The 17,363-nt window shown below is 68.6% G+C and carries 17 protein-coding genes; 10 read left to right on the top strand and 7 right to left on the bottom strand.

Translation table 11 applies throughout. The features are described 5' to 3' along the window. Window positions 1-6 precede the first annotated feature (6 nt). Window positions 7-1,386: a class II 3-deoxy-7-phosphoheptulonate synthase gene (locus tag A2790_RS17035; protein WP_293393942.1), complete on the top strand. Its 1,380-nt coding sequence runs from the start codon at window positions 7-9 to the stop codon at window positions 1,384-1,386. Window positions 1,387-1,533: 147 nt separating this feature from the next. Further along, complete coding sequence (locus tag A2790_RS17030) at window positions 1,534-2,889, top strand: MATE family efflux transporter (RefSeq protein WP_293393940.1); 1,356 nt, start codon at window positions 1,534-1,536, stop codon at window positions 2,887-2,889. Here the strand turns inward: A2790_RS17030 and A2790_RS17025 are convergent. After that, window positions 2,886-3,794, bottom strand: coding sequence for a cobalamin biosynthesis protein CbiG (locus A2790_RS17025; RefSeq protein WP_293393938.1), 909 nt, complete (start codon window positions 3,792-3,794; stop codon window positions 2,886-2,888). The genes A2790_RS17030 and A2790_RS17025 overlap by 4 nt on opposite strands. A 70-nt stretch (window positions 3,795-3,864) precedes the next feature. Continuing rightward, the gene (locus A2790_RS17020) at window positions 3,865-4,866 is read right to left on the bottom strand and encodes an NADP-dependent oxidoreductase (RefSeq protein ID WP_293393936.1); all 1,002 of its coding nucleotides are present in this window, start codon (window positions 4,864-4,866) and stop codon (window positions 3,865-3,867) included. 88 nt (window positions 4,867-4,954) lie between these two features. Here A2790_RS17020 and A2790_RS17015 point away from each other — a divergent pair, with 88 nt between their 5' ends. From A2790_RS17015 to A2790_RS17005, 3 genes are read left to right on the top strand one after another with little or no spacing between them, the layout of a single operon-like run. Continuing rightward, a complete protein-coding gene (locus A2790_RS17015; protein ID WP_293393934.1) occupies window positions 4,955-5,878 on the top strand; it encodes a Gfo/Idh/MocA family oxidoreductase in 924 nt (307 codons plus the stop codon). A gap of 39 nt (window positions 5,879-5,917) precedes the next feature. Continuing rightward, a complete protein-coding gene (locus A2790_RS17010) occupies window positions 5,918-6,394 on the top strand; it encodes a glutathione peroxidase (RefSeq protein WP_293393932.1) in 477 nt (158 codons plus the stop codon). Window positions 6,395-6,396: 2 nt separating this feature from the next. Beyond that, on the top strand, window positions 6,397-6,762 hold the full coding sequence (locus tag A2790_RS17005) for a globin (RefSeq protein ID WP_293393930.1): 366 nt from the start codon (window positions 6,397-6,399) through the stop codon (window positions 6,760-6,762). A gap of 43 nt (window positions 6,763-6,805) precedes the next feature. Here the strand turns inward: A2790_RS17005 and A2790_RS17000 are convergent, their stop codons facing one another. Then, complete coding sequence (locus tag A2790_RS17000; protein ID WP_293393928.1) at window positions 6,806-9,550, bottom strand: TonB-dependent receptor; 2,745 nt, start codon at window positions 9,548-9,550, stop codon at window positions 6,806-6,808. 493 nt (window positions 9,551-10,043) lie between these two features. On the opposite strand from A2790_RS17000, the gene ilvD reads away from it, so the two are divergent. Then, window positions 10,044-11,774: a dihydroxy-acid dehydratase gene (gene ilvD, locus A2790_RS16995; RefSeq protein ID WP_293393926.1), complete on the top strand. Its 1,731-nt coding sequence runs from the start codon at window positions 10,044-10,046 to the stop codon at window positions 11,772-11,774. A 1-nt stretch (window position 11,775) separates the two neighbouring features. Next, on the top strand, window positions 11,776-12,465 hold the full coding sequence (locus A2790_RS16990; RefSeq protein ID WP_293393924.1) for an aspartate/glutamate racemase family protein: 690 nt from the start codon (window positions 11,776-11,778) through the stop codon (window positions 12,463-12,465). Here the strand turns inward: A2790_RS16990 and A2790_RS16985 are convergent. The 3 genes from A2790_RS16985 to xth are packed head-to-tail and all read right to left on the bottom strand — an operon-like array spanning window position 12,462 to window position 14,671. Beyond that, the gene (locus tag A2790_RS16985; protein WP_293393922.1) at window positions 12,462-13,154 is read right to left on the bottom strand and encodes an NnrU family protein; all 693 of its coding nucleotides are present in this window, start codon (window positions 13,152-13,154) and stop codon (window positions 12,462-12,464) included. The genes A2790_RS16990 and A2790_RS16985 overlap by 4 nt on opposite strands. A gap of 31 nt (window positions 13,155-13,185) precedes the next feature. Beyond that, window positions 13,186-13,848 (bottom strand): hypothetical protein, encoded by a 663-nt coding sequence (locus A2790_RS16980; protein WP_293393920.1) that lies wholly within the window; start codon window positions 13,846-13,848, stop codon window positions 13,186-13,188. A 43-nt stretch (window positions 13,849-13,891) separates the two neighbouring features. Beyond that, window positions 13,892-14,671 carry an exodeoxyribonuclease III gene (gene xth, locus A2790_RS16975; RefSeq protein ID WP_293393918.1) on the bottom strand — a complete coding sequence of 260 codons (780 nt, stop codon included), beginning with the start codon at window positions 14,669-14,671 and terminating at the stop codon, window positions 13,892-13,894. Between the two features lie 123 nt (window positions 14,672-14,794). On the opposite strand from xth, the gene A2790_RS16970 reads away from it, so the two are divergent. Beyond that, window positions 14,795-15,550 carry a hypothetical protein gene (locus tag A2790_RS16970; RefSeq protein WP_293393916.1) on the top strand — a complete coding sequence of 252 codons (756 nt, stop codon included), beginning with the start codon at window positions 14,795-14,797 and terminating at the stop codon, window positions 15,548-15,550. Here the strand turns inward: A2790_RS16970 and erpA are convergent. Then, a complete protein-coding gene (gene erpA, locus A2790_RS16965) occupies window positions 15,542-15,874 on the bottom strand; it encodes an iron-sulfur cluster insertion protein ErpA (protein ID WP_293393914.1) in 333 nt (110 codons plus the stop codon). The genes A2790_RS16970 and erpA overlap by 9 nt on opposite strands. A gap of 78 nt (window positions 15,875-15,952) precedes the next feature. Here erpA and A2790_RS16960 point away from each other — a divergent pair, with 78 nt between their 5' ends. After that, the gene (locus tag A2790_RS16960; protein ID WP_293393912.1) at window positions 15,953-17,134 is read left to right on the top strand and encodes a deoxyguanosinetriphosphate triphosphohydrolase; all 1,182 of its coding nucleotides are present in this window, start codon (window positions 15,953-15,955) and stop codon (window positions 17,132-17,134) included. Window positions 17,135-17,137: 3 nt separating this feature from the next. Continuing rightward, window positions 17,138-17,362 (top strand): hypothetical protein, encoded by a 225-nt coding sequence (locus A2790_RS16955; protein ID WP_068874117.1) that lies wholly within the window; start codon window positions 17,138-17,140, stop codon window positions 17,360-17,362. The last annotated feature ends 1 nt before the right edge of the window (window position 17,363 follow it).

Raw genomic sequence — 17,363 nt, 5'->3', positions numbered from 1 at the left:
AAGACGATGACCGAACACTGGACGCCCGCATCCTGGAGAGGAAAACCCGCCAAGCACATCCCGTCCGATTATCCGGACATGGCCGAGCTTTCGCGTGTTGAGACCACCCTTCGCAAGATGCCGCCGCTGGTGTTTGCAGGCGAGGCCCGCCGGCTGAAGAGCCTCCTGGGCGACGTGGCGGCCGGCAAGGCCTTCCTGCTCCAGGGCGGCGACTGCGCCGAGAGCTTCAAGGAATTCGCCGCCGACAACATCCGCGACACCTTCCGCCTGATCCTGCAGATGGCGGTGGTGCTGACCTTCGCCGGCGGAAAGCCGGTGGTGAAGGTGGGCCGCATGGCTGGCCAGTTCGGCAAGCCGCGCTCCTCTCCGGTGGAGAAGATCGGCGACGTGGAGCTGCCGTCCTACCGCGGCGACAACATCAACGGCATGGAATTCACGCCCGAGGCGCGGATCCCGGATCCGCAGCGGCTGATGCAGGCCTACAGCCAGTCGGCGGCGACGCTGAACCTGCTGCGGGCGTTCGCGGGGGGCGGCTATGCCGACCTCTACAACATCCACCGCTGGACGCTGGGCTTCGTGAACGACAGCCCGCAGGGCGCGCGATACCGCGAGCTCTCCGAGAAGATCAGCGAGTCCCTGACGTTCATGGCCGCCATCGGCGTGACCCCGGAGACGCATCCCGAGATGCACCGGGTGGAGTTCTTCACCAGCCACGAGGGCCTGCTGCTGGGCTTCGAGGAGGCGATGACCCGCGTCGATAGCACCTCGGGCGAATGGTACGACACGTCGGCCCACCTGCTGTGGATCGGCGAGCGCACCCGCCAGCTGGACGGCGCCCACGTGGAGTACTTCCGTGGCATCAAGAACCCGATCGGCGTGAAGGTCGGCCCGACGCTGGAGCCGGACGAACTGCTGCGGCTCATCGACGTGCTGAACCCGAAGGACGAGGCTGGCCGCCTGACGCTCTACGGCCGCTTCGGCTACGACAAGATCGAACAGCGCCTGCCGACCCTGTTGCGGGCGACCCAGGGCCGCAAGGTGGTCTGGGCGATCGACCCGATGCACGGCAATACGCTGACGGCCAACAACGGCTACAAGACCCGGCCGTTCGACCGGATCCTGTCGGAGGTGAAGTCCTTCGTCGACGTCTGCAAGGCCGAGGGGACCCACCCCGGCGGCGTGCACCTGGAGATGACCGGGCAGAACGTCACCGAGTGCCTGGGCGGCGCCCGCGCGCTGGCCGAGGGCGACCTGGCTGACCGCTACCACACCCACTGCGACCCGCGCCTGAACGGCGAGCAGGCCCTGGAACTCGCGTTCCTCGTGGCCGAGCGCCTGAAGGACGACCGCGTGGACCTGTCGCAGCGTGTGGCGGTCAACATCTGACAGTGGCGGGTGCGCCCAACTGGGCGCGCCCGTTGTGCCTTCACGGCCACGGCCAAGCACGGACGGCTGACGACGGCCAAGCTGGGCTTGCCCTGTTTTGGCGCCGGCGCCAGTCTCCGGGCCTCTTTGACAACCGGAACCTCTGCCATGGACCGCTCGGCGGCCCAGGAGCCCTCGCTCGTCCGCGCCGACCTCACCCAGCTCCTGACCCTGTCGGGGCCGGTCGTGCTGTCGCGCCTGGGCATCATGGCGATGGGACTGGTGGACGCGATCGTGGTCGGCAACTACTCGGCCCGGGAACTCGGCTACCACGCCCTGGCCTGGGCGCCGACCAGCGTGATCCTGACCATGGCGGTAGGCCTCATGGCCGGCGTCCAGGTGATGACCGCGCGGCGGATCGGGGAGGGGCGGCGCGACCTCACAGGGGCGGTCCTGCGGCGGGGCCTCGTCTACAGCTTCTGGATCGGCATCGTCTCGACGGCCGCCCTGCTGGCCCTCGGACCCGTCTTCCTGAAGTCCATCGGCCTGGAGCCGGACCTGGCCAATGGCGCGAGCCGGGCGCTGCTGATCTTCGCGCTGTCGCTGCCGGGGTACACGATCAGCGTCGCCGCCAGCTTCTGGCTGGAGGGGCTGTCCCGGCCTGGCCCGGCCGCCTGGGCGATGTGGGCAGCGAACGTCGTCAATCTGGTGCTCAACCTGCTGTTGGTGCCCGGAACCTTCGATCTGCCGGCCCTGGGTGCGGTGGGCGGCGCCTGGGCGACGGCGGGGGCGCGGACTTTCCTGGCGCTGGCCATGCTGACCTACATCGCCCGCATGCCGGAGGCCCGTGCGCTGGGCGTCTTCACTAAGCCCGAGATCGACCGGCCGGGCGCCCTGCAGCAGCGTCGGATCGGCTATGGGGCGGGCATCTCCAACTTCTTCGAGGTGGCGGCCTTTGCCAGCATGAACATCATCGCCGGCTGGATTGGCGGCCTCGCCGTGGCGGCCTGGGCCATCGTGCTGAACGTGGCGGCGATCGTGTTCATGGTGCCGCTGGGCCTTGCCACCGGCGCGGCGGTGCTGGTGGGCAAGGCCTATGGCGCGCGCGACCTCGCCGGCGTCAACCGCGCCGGCGTCATCTGCTTCGTCGTCACCTTGGTGTTCGGTGTCCTGGTGTCGCTGGCGATCTGGCCGACGGCCGAGCTGATCTCGCGCGGCTACACCCGCGATGCGGCGACCATCGCCATGGCCGCACCGGCCCTGATCCTGTCGTGCCTATTCTTCATCCCGGACGCGCTGCAGGTGGTCACGGCCCAGTCGTTGCGCGCGCGGGGTGACGTCTGGCTTCCGACCACCACGCACCTGGCCAGCTACATCGGCGTCATGATGCCCCTGGCCTGGTACCTGGCGATCCCCATGAAAATGGGCCTGATCGGCATCACCTGGGCCGTGGTCGCCGCCAGCTTCCTGGCCTGCGGCTTCCTCCTGACCCGCTTCTGGGTGCTCAGCCGCCGCCCGCTCTAATAGCCGCCCGCGCCCAGGATCCACCCCTCTTCGCGCTCGGCGTCGAGCACGATATCGGCCGCCGTGCCCTTCGGCGGTCCGAACAGGGGGGCCAACTTGTTGGCCTCGTCCAAGCGGGCGAAGTGTTCGGCCGTCGTGCGCACCTGGGTCAGGTCCTTGACCTCGCCCGGGGCGCCCTGCGGTTTCAGCATCGACGGATAGACCTCGGCGACCACGGCTTCGACGCCCGCCAGGTCGGCTTCGGTCAGGGTCTTGAAGCCGGTTTCGAACGGCCAGGCCCGGATGGCCTCCTCGCCGCGGGTGAGCTTCAGCCGGCGCACGAACGGGATGCCCAGGATCGCCTGACCGCCCACCGAGCCGTTGTAGTAGAGCTTCCAGATCGAAGCCGCACCCTTGGCCGCGAGGTCCGCATGGCGGTACTCGGGCAGGTCGCCCGGGCCATGCTCGCGCGTGCGCTTGGGCTGCAGCGTGGTCAGGGCGTCCTTGGGCGGGCAGCCCCAGAAGGGGAACGGGCCGCCGGTCATGCGGCGGTTGATCTCGGAGCCGACGCCGAAGCGGTTGTTGGTGTTGTCGGCCTTGTCCTTGACCATCTTGTTGAGCTGGTCCCAGGTCGCGCGCCAGGGCTGCTCGCCGGGCAGGCTCAGCGCCGCGGCGAAGCCGCGCGGAAAGCCCAGCGGGAAGTCGAAGCCGACCAGCGCCCGCTCGCCGCGCTTCTTCAGGTCGTCGAGGATAGCGTTCAGCCGAGTCTCGGCTTCCGCGCGCGTGGCGGGATTGAAACTCTCGAACGCCATGCGGAAGCGGATGTCGCGCTTCAGCACACCGATCCAGATGGAGTCCGCCCCCGTGGTGGGCTTGGACGCCGCACTCCAGTCGACGATCACATAGGCGCTAAACAGGCGCGGCACGGCCGGGCTCCAGATACTGAAAAAGGGAGGACGAGGGGTTCTACGCCCTCATCCGCGCCGGTCCAACGCCCTAAGCGAGCTTCACCAGCATCTTGCCCAGGTTCTCGCCCGAGAAGAGGCCGATGAAGGCGTCGGGGGCCTTCTCGATCCCCTCGACGACCGTCTCCTTCCAGGTGACCTTGCCGGCCTTCACCCACCCGGACAGATCCTCGACGTACTTCGGCATCATGTCGAAGTGATGGGAGACGATGAAGCCTTCCATGCGGATGTTCTTGCCGATCAGCTGGGCCAGGTTGCGCGGTCCCGGCGGCGGCTCGACGGCGTTGTACATCGAGATCATCCCGCAGATGGCGAAACGGGCGAACAGGCGGGCGGAGTTCAGCGCCGCTTCCAGGTGCTCGCCGCCGACATTGTCGAAATAGACATCGATGCCGTCCGGCGCGGCCGCCGCAAGGGCGGCGCTGAGGTCCTTCTCGGCCTTGTAGTCGATCACGTGGTCGACCCCGATCTCCTTCAGGAAGGCGGCCTTCTGCGCCCCGCCCGCCGAGCCGATGACGGTGTGCCCCTTGGCCTTGGCGATCTGGGCGACCATCGAGCCCACCGCGCCGGCCGCGCCCGACACGAACACCACGTCGCCGTCCTTCAGCGCCGCGATCCGCAGCAGGCCGGCATAGGCGGTGAGGCCCGGCATGCCCGCCGCGCCCAGGAAGGCCTGCGGCGGCAGGCCCCGCGGGTCCAGCTTCTGGACCTTGTCCGCGCCGGTGGTGAAGCCTTCGCGCCAGCCGAACCCGGACTGCACCAGATCGCCGACCTTGAGGGCCGGGCTGTTCGAGGCCACCACCTCGCCAATGGCGCCGCCGTCCATGACCTTGCCGAGGGCGAAGGGCGGCGCATAGCTCTTCACGTCGTTCATGCGCCCGCGCATGTAGGGATCGACCGTCATCCAGAGGTTCTTGACCTGGACCTCGCCCTCGCCCGGGGGCGGCAGATCCACGCTCGCGAGCTCGAAGTTGTCGGCGGTGGGCACGCCCCGCGGGCGGCTCTTCAGGCGGATCTCGCGGACGGTGGTCATCGGCTTCCTCTCGAGTCTCTGGTTTCAAACAGCTGTACGACTCCGGTCGGGTGGCGTCGAGGCCGCGGCGCGTGCTAACGGCCGCCCCATGAGCGAGACCTTGCGCGGCGGCGTGATCGGGGCGGGCGTTTTCGGCGGCTACCATGCGCGGCAGTACGCCCGACTGGAGGGCGTAACCCTCGTCGGGGTCTACGACACACACCCCGACAGGGCGGCCAAGGTCGCCATGCCGCTCGGCGCACGGGCCTATGCCGATCTCGACGCCTTCCTGGCCGAGGTGGACGTGGTGACCATCGCCTCGCCCGCCACCCACCACGCCGACCAGGCGCTGGCCGCCATCGCGGCGGGCAGGGCCGTCTATGTGGAGAAGCCGATCGGCGTGAGCGTCGCCGAGGCCGACAAGGTGAGGGCGGCCGCCGCGGCCAAGGGCGTCGTCGTCGCCTGCGGCCATCAGGAGCGGGTCGTCTTCCGCGCCATGGGCCTGCTGGACGCGCCCGAGCAGCCGCTCAGGCTGGAGGCGCTGCGGCACGGTCCGCCATCGGACCGCAGCCGCGACGTCTCGGCGGTGCTGGACCTTATGATCCACGACATCGACCTCTGTCTCGCAATCGCGGCGGCGGAGCCCGTCACCGCCGAGGCCGAAGGCGCGCGGGGCCCCGACGGCGTCTGGGATGCGGTCCGCGCCGAAGTCAGTTTCGACAGCGGATTTGCGGCGATCCTGGACGTCTCCCGCCTGGCCGAGGCCCGCCGGCGGACGATGCGCATCGTCTACCCATCGGGCGAGGTCGAGATCGACTTCATGGCGCGGACCTTCCGCAACACCACGCCCTTCGCGCTCAACCCGGACTTCGCCGAAACCCCCGCCGCCAAGGATCCGCTGGGCGCCAGTGTCGAAGGGTTCCTGCAGGCCGTCCGCGGCGAGGCTCCGCGGCCGATCGTGACCGTGGACGAGGCCATCGCCGCTCTGGATCTGGCGATCGCGGTGGAACAGGCGTTGGAGGACGCCGCGTAACGGCGATAGGGTCCCGTCCAAACGACCCGGGAGGCCTTCTTGCCCAGCGCGCACGACTTCACCTTCGACAAGATCTCCGGCGGCGAGCTTCCGCTTAGCACGTTCAAGGACAAGGCCGTCCTGGTCGTGAACACCGCCTCAAAGTGCGGGCTCACCCCCCAGTACGACGGCCTTGAGAAGCTGTACTCGGACTACAAGGACAAGGGCCTCGTGGTCCTGGGCGTGCCCTGCAACCAGTTCATGGGCCAGGAGCCGGGCACGGAGGCCGAGATCGAGACGTTCTGCAGCACGACCTTCGGCATCGACTTCCCGATGACCGGCAAGGTGGACGTGAAGGGCGACGACGCCCACCCCTTCTACAAATGGGCCGAACAGCAACTGGGTGAGCCGGCCGTGCCGGTGTGGAACTTCCACAAGATCCTGATCGGCAAGAACGGCGAGGCAATCCGCGCCTTCGGTCCGCGCACCGAGCCGCTGGACGGTGAGGTCACCCGCGCCATCGAGGCGGCGCTCTGAGCGTGGATCCGATAACCGCGTCGCTGGAACTGGTCGGCGACCCGTCCGATGCCATCTACGCGCGCCTGTTCGAGCGGTTTCCGGAGACCAAGGAGCGCTTCGATCGCGATGTCAGCGGCTCGATCCGGGCCGAGATGCTGACCATGGTCTTCGACTGCCTGATGAACCCGGCCGGGCCGTATCAGACGGGCCTGGTCCGGACGGAGCGCGTGAACCATGACGGCTTCGGGACGCCGGCCAAGGTGTTCGACAGCCTGTTCTGGATCGTCCGCGACGTCTGCCGCGAACGCGCGGGCGCGGCGTGGACGCCGGAGACCGAGGCGGCGTGGACGAGCCAGATCGAGCGGCTGCTGGCCGCCTCGAAGTGATGGGAGCGCCCCGCCGGCCGGCGGGGCGCTCCCGGTTTCAGCCTTAGAAGCGGTACTGCAGTTCGACGCCGTAGATGCGCGGCGGTGTCAGCTCGAACACCTGCGCCCCGTTCGGGAAGCGGTCGGACGCCACGGTGGCGCTGTTGTTGCGCTGTGAGGCGGCCACGGCGGCGGCATAGCCGTCGTCGTTGAAGACGTTCTTCACGTAGGCGATCACGGTGTACTTGCCGTCGGTGGGGGTCCAGATGGCCCGCAGGTCGACCTGGTCCCACGATGGCGCGGAGTTGTACTCCCGCTCGAAGACGTTGGCGTACGACTTCGACCGGTAGAGATAGGTGGCGCCGAGGGTCAGGTCGCCCGGCTCCATGTCGATCGTGTAGGTCCCGTTAAGCGCCAGCTTGTGCTTCGGCGCCTGGGGTAGGGCGTTGCCGACGACGCTGACGGCGCCGGTGTTGATATTGTCGTTCACGTCGACGAGGAGGGCGCTCTTCTTGATCTTCGTCGGGTTGTAGCCGTAGTCCAGCGTCAGCCGCAGCGGTTCTGTCGGCCGCCAGATCACGCTGAGCTCGCCGCCCTTCGAGACCGACTTCGCGACGTTCACGAACTGGGTGACGTTGGTGGCGCCCACCCGCACGGCCACCGGAGCCTGCAGGTTCTTGTAATCCAGATAGAAGACGGCCAGGTTGACCTGCAGGTTGGCGCCGAAGTTCTTCTTCAGGCCCGCCTCGTAGGCGTTCACCGTCTCCTCGTCCGCCTTGGGGTCGGCCAGGAAGCCGCCGGCCGAGAAGCCGAAGGCCTTGTAGCCGCGGCTGTAGCGGACATAGGCGAGAGTGTCGGGATCCGGCTCCCACTGAACGCCGGCCGTGCCGGTCACGGCGTCGGAGGTATCGGAGAGGCCGCGGCTCGCTACGCCGTTGGGGCCGATGACGTACTGGCGGCAGACCTGCGCCGCCCCCGTGCCCGTGCAGACCGACGGCGTGGAGACGCCCTCAATGGGGCCCGCCGTGCTCTTCGGCGCCAGGGCGTCCGTCAGGTCCATGGCCCCGTTGCCGAGACCACCCAGAGGGGCCAGGGCGTTGCCGAGGCCAAGCGCCTGACCCACGGCGGGAAGGGCGGTGAGGTTGCCGAGCAGGCTACCCCAATTGGCTGCGGTGCCGGGCCCGAAGGCGCCGAGGCCCAGGGCCGGATAGAGGCTGGGATAGCAGGCGTCGGAGTTGCAGACGATCCGCCGGAACTCCGTCCCGAACTTCTTGTCCTTGGTGTAGCGCAGGCCGCCGGTGAACTTGACCGTCTCGGTGGCCTGCCAGTCGATCTGGCCGAATACCGCCTTGCTGCGGGTCGTGAGGCTGTAGTTGCCGGTGGACCAGATGTTGTCGGGGTTGGGCGCGGCGCCCAGGATCGGCGTCTGCAGGGAAGACGGCCCGACAAGGAAGAAGTCCGCCGTGCTGCCGGTCCCGCTGTATTTCTCGTTGTAGTAGAAGGCGCCCACGATCCACTGCACGGGCCCGTCGTGCGTGGATGAGAAGTTGATCTCGTGACTGTACCACTTGGGGTACTCGAAATAGTGGTAGCCGTTGTTCGCGTTCACCGTCAGCGGCGAACAGTTGACGCTTGAGGCGCCCGCCGCGAACAGCGCGCCGACCGTGCCGCAGATCGAGCCCGGCGCCAGCGGGATCTGGAACGACTGCACGCTGGTGGCGTCGGTGTCGCCGTACAGATCGTATTTGTATTCCTGGAAGCCGCCCACGTATTTCACGTCGATCGACGGCAGGTGGTAGACGAAGTTGGTCGTCAGCGAATTCACGTCGCGCAGCCGCACGCGCTGCGGGATGTTCGAGTTGAACAGGTGGTTGTCGACCAGCGCCGGGTTCGAGGTGGTGGTCGAGCCGTTGAACTGGCGCAGGCTCCCCGGAACGATCCCGTTGACGCCGGTCTCGGGCGTGTAGCCGTGCGCCGAGTTGTAGACGATCGAGAAGTTCGGATCGGTCCGCCCGGTCTCGTAGGGGCCATTGAGATAGCCCGCCCGGGCGCCGGGGCCGCCGCGATTGTGCCAGACCAGCGTCTTGTAGGAGACCCAGATGTCGGCGTTCTCGCCGAGGTCGGCTTCGAGCTGCGCCTGGACCTGGTATTCGTCGCGCTTGCTGCCCTCCGAGGGCTGGCCGGCGTTGACGTTCTTGAAGTAGCCCTTCCGCTGGTCGAGCTTGTAGCCTGAGACGCGGAACCGCAGGTTGTCCGCGATGGGGCCGGACACCGCCATCTGCAGGTTGGTGAAGTCGTAGTTCTCGGCGATCGCTCGGACCTCGGCGTAGAAGTCCTCGGTGGGCCGCACGGAGATCACGTTGACCGTGCCGCCGATGGCGTTGCGGCCGTACAGGGTGCCCTGCGGGCCGCGCAGGATCTCCACCCGCTCGACGTCCAGGGGCGGACCGCCCGCCAGGACGGTCGAGGTGGTGAACAGGCCGTCGATGTAGATCGACACCGCGCCGTCCACAGCGTGGACGTTCGTCAGGCGGCCGATGCCCCGCATGCTCGATCGGTCGTTGGACGACTGGTAGACGAAGCCGGGCGTGAAGTTGGTCAGGTCCTGGACGGTGCTGATCCCGACCAGGTCGCGCTGTCGACTGGTGAAGGCCGATATGGCCACCGGCACGTCCTGCAGGCTCTGCTCGCGCTTCTCGGCGGTAACGACCAGCTCCTCGATGACGTTGGCGCCCTGGGCGTAGGCCGGTGCGCCTATGGCGGCGGCCAGCAGGGCGCTGGACGCCAACAGTGTGGGTCTGAATTTCATGAACTGCCTCCCCGCAGCTTGATGAGCGCTATTGACTGCGCTTCAAGCTGAGGCTGAAGCAGCGGGGGAGGAGCGTCAACGCAAATGACGTGCGATAACTGAATAACAATCAGGTTCGAGAGTCGGGTGATAGTTGGAATGCGATGAGGACTTGTAAGTGGATGGGGGATGCGCAATCATTGACGTACTTCTGACTTTGTTCATCCCAATAACAACCTGAAGGCGCGCCGTTTGCGCGCCTTCTTTGCTTTTAAGTGGCGTAAATTCGCCTTGGACCAGCTTGAATTTCGCAGTCGCGAAATTGCTTTGAAACCTTAGGAAGTAAGGGTTCGGGCCGTTTGGCGTGCAGCGCGTTACCCGCGATGCAACATCGTTACGTCGCGTCGCGGGCCACACACGCAGAAGTGGAGTTTGGCGCCCGCGGTCCTTCGGGCCTTCCGTCATGCCGCCGCGGACCTTAGAGAGGGCGCGCTCGCCAAGTCGGAGGCCCGTGATGCATCGCAAGCCGGACGGATCCTGGGATAAGTCCAGGTTGCCCAGCCGCCACACCACCGAGGGGCCGTCGCGCGCGCCCCACCGGTCCTACTACTACGCCATGGGGCTCGGCAGCCGCGAGATCGCCCAGCCCTTCGTGGGCGTGGCCTCCTGCTGGAATGAAGCGGCCCCCTGCAACACCGCTCTGATGCGCCAGGCGCACGCGGCGGCGGAGGGCGTGAAGCGGGCCGGCGGGACGCCGCGCGAGTTCTGCACCATCACCGTGACCGACGGCATCGCCATGGGCCACGAGGGCATGCGCAGTTCGCTGGTCAGCCGTGAGGTCATCGCCGACTCGGTCGAGCTGACGATGCGGGGCCACGCCTACGACGCCCTCATCGGCGTCGCTGGCTGCGACAAGAGCCTGCCGGGCATGATGATGGCCATGCTGCGCCTGAACGTGCCCAGCGCCTTCATCTACGGCGGCTCGATCCTGCCGGGCAGCTGGCACGGCCGCGACGTGACCGTGCAGGACGTCTTCGAGGGCGTCGGCAAGCACTCGGCGGGCCAGATGAGTCTGGAAGATCTCTGCGACCTGGAGCAGCACGCCTGCCCGGGCGACGGCGCCTGTGGCGGCCAGTACACGGCCAACACCATGGCCTGCGTCTCCGAGGCCATCGGCCTGGCCCTGCCGCTGTCGTCCGCGCTGCCCGCGGCCTACCTGCATCGCGACCAGTACGCCGAGGCCACCGGCGAGGCGGTCATGGCGCTGCTGGAGCGTAACCTGCGCCCGCGCGACATCTGCACCCGCGAAGCGTTCGAGAACGCCGCCGTCGTGGTGGCGGCCACCGGCGGCTCCACCAACGGCGGTCTGCACCTGCCGGCCATGGCGCACGAGGCGGGGATCCGCTTCACCCTGCGCGACGTGGCCGAGATCATGAAGAAGACGCCGTACCTGGCCGACCTGATGCCCGGGGGCCGCTATCCGGCCAAGAAGATGGGCGAGGCGGGCGGCGTGCCGATGCTGCTGCGCACCCTGCTGGACGCAGGCCTGATCCACGGCGACTGCATGACCGTGACCGGCAAGACCATCCGCGAGAACCTGGAAGGCGTGGTCTTCGACGAGACGCAGGACGTCATCCGCCCGGTCTCGAACCCGCTGTCGCCCACCGGCGGCGTGGTGGGCCTGTGGGGCTCGCTGGCGCCCGACGGGGCCATCGTGAAGGTGGCCGGCCTGAAGCACACCAAGCACCGCGGCCCAGCCCGGGTCTTCGACGGCGAGGAGGCCTGCTTCGCCGCGGTCGAGTCTCGCCAGTACAATGAAGGCGATGTCCTGGTGATCCGCTACGAAGGACCCAAGGGCGGCCCCGGCATGCGCGAGATGCTGTCCACCACCGCGGCGATCTACGGCCAGGGCGTGGAGAATATCGCCCTGATCACCGACGGCCGTTTCTCGGGCGCGACGCGCGGGCTTTGCATCGGCCATGTGGGCCCGGAGGCGGCCGCCGGCGGGCCCATCGGCCTGGTCAAGGACGGCGACATCATCGCCATCGACGCCGACGCCGGCACGATCGAGCTGGAGGTCAGCCCTGCCGAGCTCGAGCATCGCCGCCGCGAATGGACGCCGCGCCGGACCAACTACCAGTCGGGCGCCCTCTGGAAGTTCGCCCAGGGCGTCGGCCCGGCCCACCTCGGCGCGGTCACCCATCCGGGCGCCGAGGCCGAGACCCACGTCTACGCGGACCTCTGAGGTGAAGACCATCGGCGTGATCGGCGGGATGAGCGCCGAGAGCACCGCGATCTACTATCGCGAACTTAACCGCCTGGTGCGCGAGCGGCTGGGCGGTCTGCACTCGGCCGAGCTGCTGATCCGCTCGGTCGATTTCGCGCCCATCGCCGAGCTGCAGGCCGCGGACCGCTGGGACGAGACGGGCGCGATCCTTGCGGATGCGGCGCGGAAGCTGGAGGCGGCGGGCGCGGACGTGATCCTGCTCGCCACCAACACCATGCACCTGAACGCCGAGGCGATCCGAGGGGCAATCGGCGTGCCGTTCCTGCACATCGGCGACGCGACGGCCGCGGCGCTCAAGGCGTGGGGCGTGCGGCGGCCTCTGCTGCTGGCCACGCGCTTCACCATGGAAAAGGCGTTCTATAAGGATCGGCTGGCCGCCGCCGGGCTCGATCCGCTGGTCCCGGACCAGGCCGATCGCGACCGACTGCAGGCGATCATCTACGACGAGCTATGCCAGGGCGTGGTGCGCCCGCAGTCCACCGCCGCCGGCCTGGAGATGGTCGCCCGCGGACGGTCCGCCGGCGTCGACGGCGTCATCTTCGGCTGCACCGAGGTAGGCCTGCTGCTCTCGCCCGACCAGATCGACGTGCCGGTCGTCGACACGACTCTGGTCCACTGTGAGGCCGCGGTGAACTTCGCCTTGGCTTAGGGCAGGGCGCTTACCCCGAAGAGCAGCGGGTGGGTCCAGGTCAGGACCGCCCAGATCACCACCGCCAGGGCGAGGCGCCACAGGCCGATCTCGGTGACCCGCAGGGTCTGTCGACCGCTCAGGATCGCGGCGAACGGAACGTTGGATGTCTGGGTGGCGAAGGCGTCCCAGGTGGGCCCCAGGGTCCGCTTGCGCTTGGCGTCGATGCTGGCCGTTCCGAACAGCGCCAGCAGGAACATCGCGCCGAACAGGACGAGCGAGGCCCGGTCGCCATTCACCAGCAGATGGCCCAGCGCCCAGATCGCGACGCCCCACAGGAACGGGTGGCGCGTGATCCGCAACATGCCTTTCACCGCGTCGGGCCGGGCCAGCACGCCCTCCTGCCGCACGCTGGTGGGATTGGGGGTGGTCAGGCCCGGTACGATCAGCAGCATGGCCACGAGCTGCAGGCCGAGCTGGATGTGTCGTGTGGCTGGCGTAAGGCTCCAATAGGCGGCGTTCCACGCCTCGCCCCGGGCGTCGCCGAAGGCCATGCCCAGCCAGACCAGGCCGGCCAACGAGGCGGCGGAGAACAGGCCCATGTACAGGTTCTGCCCCAGGCGGCCGGTCAGAGCGTCGCGCATCCGGGTGCCGGACACCAGCAGGTGAAGCAGGACGAAGAAGGCGGCGGCGGCGAGCAGGTTCGTCATGGCGCATCCTCGCGCTTATGAATTTACACCGTCAACGAATAACATCCTCGGCATCGTCTTCATAGGAGTCGTCGCCGAACAGCGGGCCCACGGGCTCGCGGCGAGCCGTCGGGGCGGGCGGCGGAGCCGGGGGCGCGGCGGCGCTCGGGACGGGTGGCGCGGGCTTGGCGACGGGACGGCGCAGGATGGACTCCATCCGCGCCATCCAGCGGTTGGCTTCCTGCAACGCCTCGTCGGCCTGGAGCCGGCCGCGGCGACCTTCATCCTCGACGAGCCAGAGGTCGATCTCGAAGTCGGGATGGCCGGGGTCGTCGAAGACGAACCTTAGCCGGACGCGCTCTTGCGGGTCGGACAGCTGGTCCAGCGCACGGCGCGGCTCGCCCCGGAACGCGCGAGCGGCCACCTGCCGGTCCACGATCAGCTCGGCGCCGACCAGTTCGTCCAGGCGGTAGGTGAGCTGCCAGCCGCCACGATCCCAGGTGACCACGACCAAGTTGCGCGTCAGGTCGAAGCCGATGCCGACGCCGCGGCCCCGCGCCACCAGCATCGGCTGGGGCACGGCGCCCAGCGCCTGGGTCAAGGTGCGGCGGATCCGGCGGGCCTCGTCGAGGAACCAGACGCAGGCGCCGCCCAGGAGCGTCATCGCGCCGCCCAGGAGCGCGAGCAGCGTCAGGAGCCGCGCGACCTCGTCCATCTAACGAGGCTACGCCGTTTCACTGAGTCGGCTAAGGCCGGGGTTAGCCGTCCAGCTCCACCACGAGCGGCACGTGGTCCGACGGTTTTTCCCAGGCGCGCACGTCGCGGTGGATAGAGACGCCCACCAGCCGGTCGGCGGCTTGGGGCGAGAGCAGGGCATGGTCGATGCGGATGCCGTTGTTCCGCTGCCAGGCGCCGGCCTGATAGTCCCAGAAGGTGTAGGCTCCGGGCGCCCCGTCGGCCTGCAGATAGGCCTCTGTCAGGCCCAGGCTCTTCAGCGCCCGGAACGCCGCGCGGCTCTCGGGCTGGAACAGGGCGTCGCCCGTCCAGTTGGCGGGAAACTCGGCGTCGCGCGGCTCGGGGATCACGTTGTAGTCGCCGGCCAGGACGAACGGCTCCTCCAGGGCCAGCAGATCGCGGGCGTGCGCGTTCAGCCGCGACATCCAGCCCATCTTGTAGGCAAACTTCTCGGTGGCGATGGGATTGCCGTTGGGCAGGTAGATCGACGCCACGCGCACCGGCTCCGGTCCGGAGACCAGCGCCTCGATGTAGCGGGCCTGCTCGTCGGTCTCATCGCCCGGCAGGCCGCGCCGGACGTCCTCCAGAGGCGTCTTCGAAAGGAGGGCCACGCCATTGTAGGTCTTCTGGCCGTGGACGGCGACGTTATAGCCAAGTCGTTCAAAGGCTTCCGACGGGAACTTTTCGTCGACGCACTTGATCTCCTGCAGGCAGACGACGTCCGGCTTGGCCTCCTCGAACCACCGGACCACCGTCTCCAGCCGGGCGTTGACCGAGTTCACGTTCCAGGTGGCGATGCGCATCGAGGGCTCCGGCGAAGTCGGTGGCGAACCTAGGGGCGCGTGGCGCGTCGCTCAACGGCTTTGGTGGGCCGCTTGGCGACGCCGGCTTGACCGTCGAGGCCGGGCGTGGCCCCTGGTGCGCCCATGGCGTCGTCAAAGCCCCTCGCGATCCTCATCGCCCTCGTCGCCAGCGCGGCCCAGGCCCAGGACGTCCCGCCGATCATCCCGCCGCCAAAGCCCGAGGTCGCCGCCGCGGTGCCGCCCTGCCAGCCGCAGTCGCTGGTCAGCATGACGGTGCGCAACATCACCCCCGGGCTGCAGGCGGCGGACCACCGGGCGCAACCCCGGCGGATCTGGCGCAAGGGCGGGCGCCATCTACGCACCGTGGAGCAGCCGGTGGTGGCCGCCAGCGTACAGGATCCGAAGGAGCCCATGGCCCGCCAGGCGTTGTTCCTGGTCTCCGAACCAGACGTGTGGATGATCGACCTGGCCAGCCGCACGGGCGGGCACACGCTGGACAAGGGGCCGGTGTACGAGGTCCGCGCGCCGATCCTGCCAGCGGGTTCGCCGCCGCAGTTCATGGCGCTGGAGTACGGGTGCGAGGCCGAGTTCGTCGCCGTCCGCGCGCCGGTGGCGCAGAGGACGATCCGATGGGGCGCGGTGGCGGCCGGCATCCATACCTACACCCTCGGGACGCACAGCCTGGCGATCCTGATGGACGACCGCTCGGGCGAGCCGTTCATGATCACCTATGTGCGCGACGGCCGGCCCGCCTACATCATCCGCTATGATGAGTACCGGCGCGGCCTGCCCGACGATCCCGAGCTGTTCCGCCCGCCCGCGGACGTGAAGATCACCGAGACCGAGGCCCTGCCGCCCGGTTCGCGGCCGCTAGATTGAGAAGCTGACGCCGCAGCCGCAGCTGGACTTGGCGTTCGGGTTGCGCACGCGGAATTCGGCCCCGGCCAGCTCGTCGACGAAATCGATCTCCGAGCCCTTCAGCAGCGCCAGGGACACCACGTCCACCAGGGCCGCGGCGCCGTCGCGTTCGATCCTGAGATCGTCGTCCTCCGCAGTGTCGACGAGGTCGAACTGGTACTGGAAGCCCGAACAGCCGCCGCCCTCGACGGCGACGCGCAGCATCACGTCGCGGCCTTCCGCGGCGCCGATGGCGCGGATGCGTTCCGCCGCGGCGGAGGAGAGGGTGAGGTCGGTCGTGGTCATGCTCTGTTAGACGAATGTCTGCCGTGGACTATATGAGGGCCTGCGCGGCCCCGACCAAGGGGCCCTGAATAGAATGGTTTGATGGCGTCACCTATCCCTGCTCGCGCTCCGTTCGCGGAGAACCCGGCCGCCTCGCGCGGCCGCAAGGTTCCCGAGGCGGCGAGCCGCACCCGCACCGACTTCGCCCGCGACCGCGACCGGATCATCCATTCGACGGCGTTCCGCCGGCTGAAGGAGAAGACGCAGGTGTTCGTGGCGCACGAGGGCGACCACTTCCGCACGCGGCTGACCCACAGCCTGGAGGTGGCCCAGATCGCCCGCTCCCTGGCGACGGCGATGGGCCTGGACCCGGACCTGGCGGAGACCATCGCCCTTGCCCACGACCTGGGGCATCCGCCCTTCGGCCACGCCGGCGAAGACGAGCTTCAGGTCCAGATGCAGGGCTACGGCGGCTTCGACCACAACGTCCAGACGTTCCGGGTGGTGACGAAGCTGGAGCGCCGCTACCCACGCTTCGACGGCCTGAACCTGACGTGGGAGACGCTGGAAGGGGTCATCAAGCACAACGGCCCCGTGGTCGACCAGCTGGCCAAGCCGTCCTGGAGCGCGATCTCCGAGTTCGACGCCCAGTATGGTCTGCGCCTGGACACCTGGGCCTCGGCCGAGGCCCAGGTCGCGGCCCTGGCCGACGACATCGCCTACAACAACCACGACGTCGACGACGGCGTCCTCGCCGGCCTGTTCAATCTGGACGAACTGGCCGAGGTGCCCCTGATCGGGCCGCATGTCGTCAGCGCGCGGGCCGACTATCCCGATTGCGAGCCGGGCATCCTACGGCTCGAAGCCGTGCGCCGGATGATCGGCGCCATGGCCGACGACGTCATCGCCGAGACCGGCCGTCGGGCCGCCGCCGGCAAGGTCGGCTCGCCCGAGGACGTGCGGATGCTGGGCCATGCCCTCGTGTCGTTCTCCCGCGACATGGTGGAGGACCTCGGCGCCCTGCGGGCGTTCCTGATGGAGCGGATGTACCGGCACTGGAAGGTGAACCGCACCCGCAGCCAGGCACGCCGGATGCTGGCCGAGATGTTCCAGCTGTTCATGGCCGAGCCCGACGTCCTGCCGGCCGAATGGTTCGCCCGCGCACAAGGCCGCGACGAAGCGGGGCGGGCGAGGGTGGTCTGCGACTATATCGGCGGCATGACCGATCGTTTCGCCATCGAGGAGCACCGGAAGCTGTTCCATCTCGACGTCTGGGGCTGAAGCGTGACGGTGCTGTCCGTCCGCGGGCCGATCTTTCACTCGCCGGGCGACGAGGGCGCCTTCTACTGGTGGCTGAAGAAGATCTCGGCCGTCCAGCGCGCCGCGAACCGGGGACGCAACGTCGAGATCCAGCTTCGGCCCGGCAAGGCTTCGGGCGACGAGGTGCGGGAGCTGCGGGCGCTGTTCCATCGCTATGGCATGGACACCACCGATCTCGAGGGCCTGTAGT

Source organism: Phenylobacterium sp. RIFCSPHIGHO2_01_FULL_69_31, assembly GCF_001824475.1.
GTDB lineage: Bacteria > Pseudomonadota > Alphaproteobacteria > Caulobacterales > Caulobacteraceae > Phenylobacterium.
The sequence above is the reverse complement of the archived record's forward strand: the minus strand, read 5'-3'. Positions and strand labels throughout refer to the sequence as shown.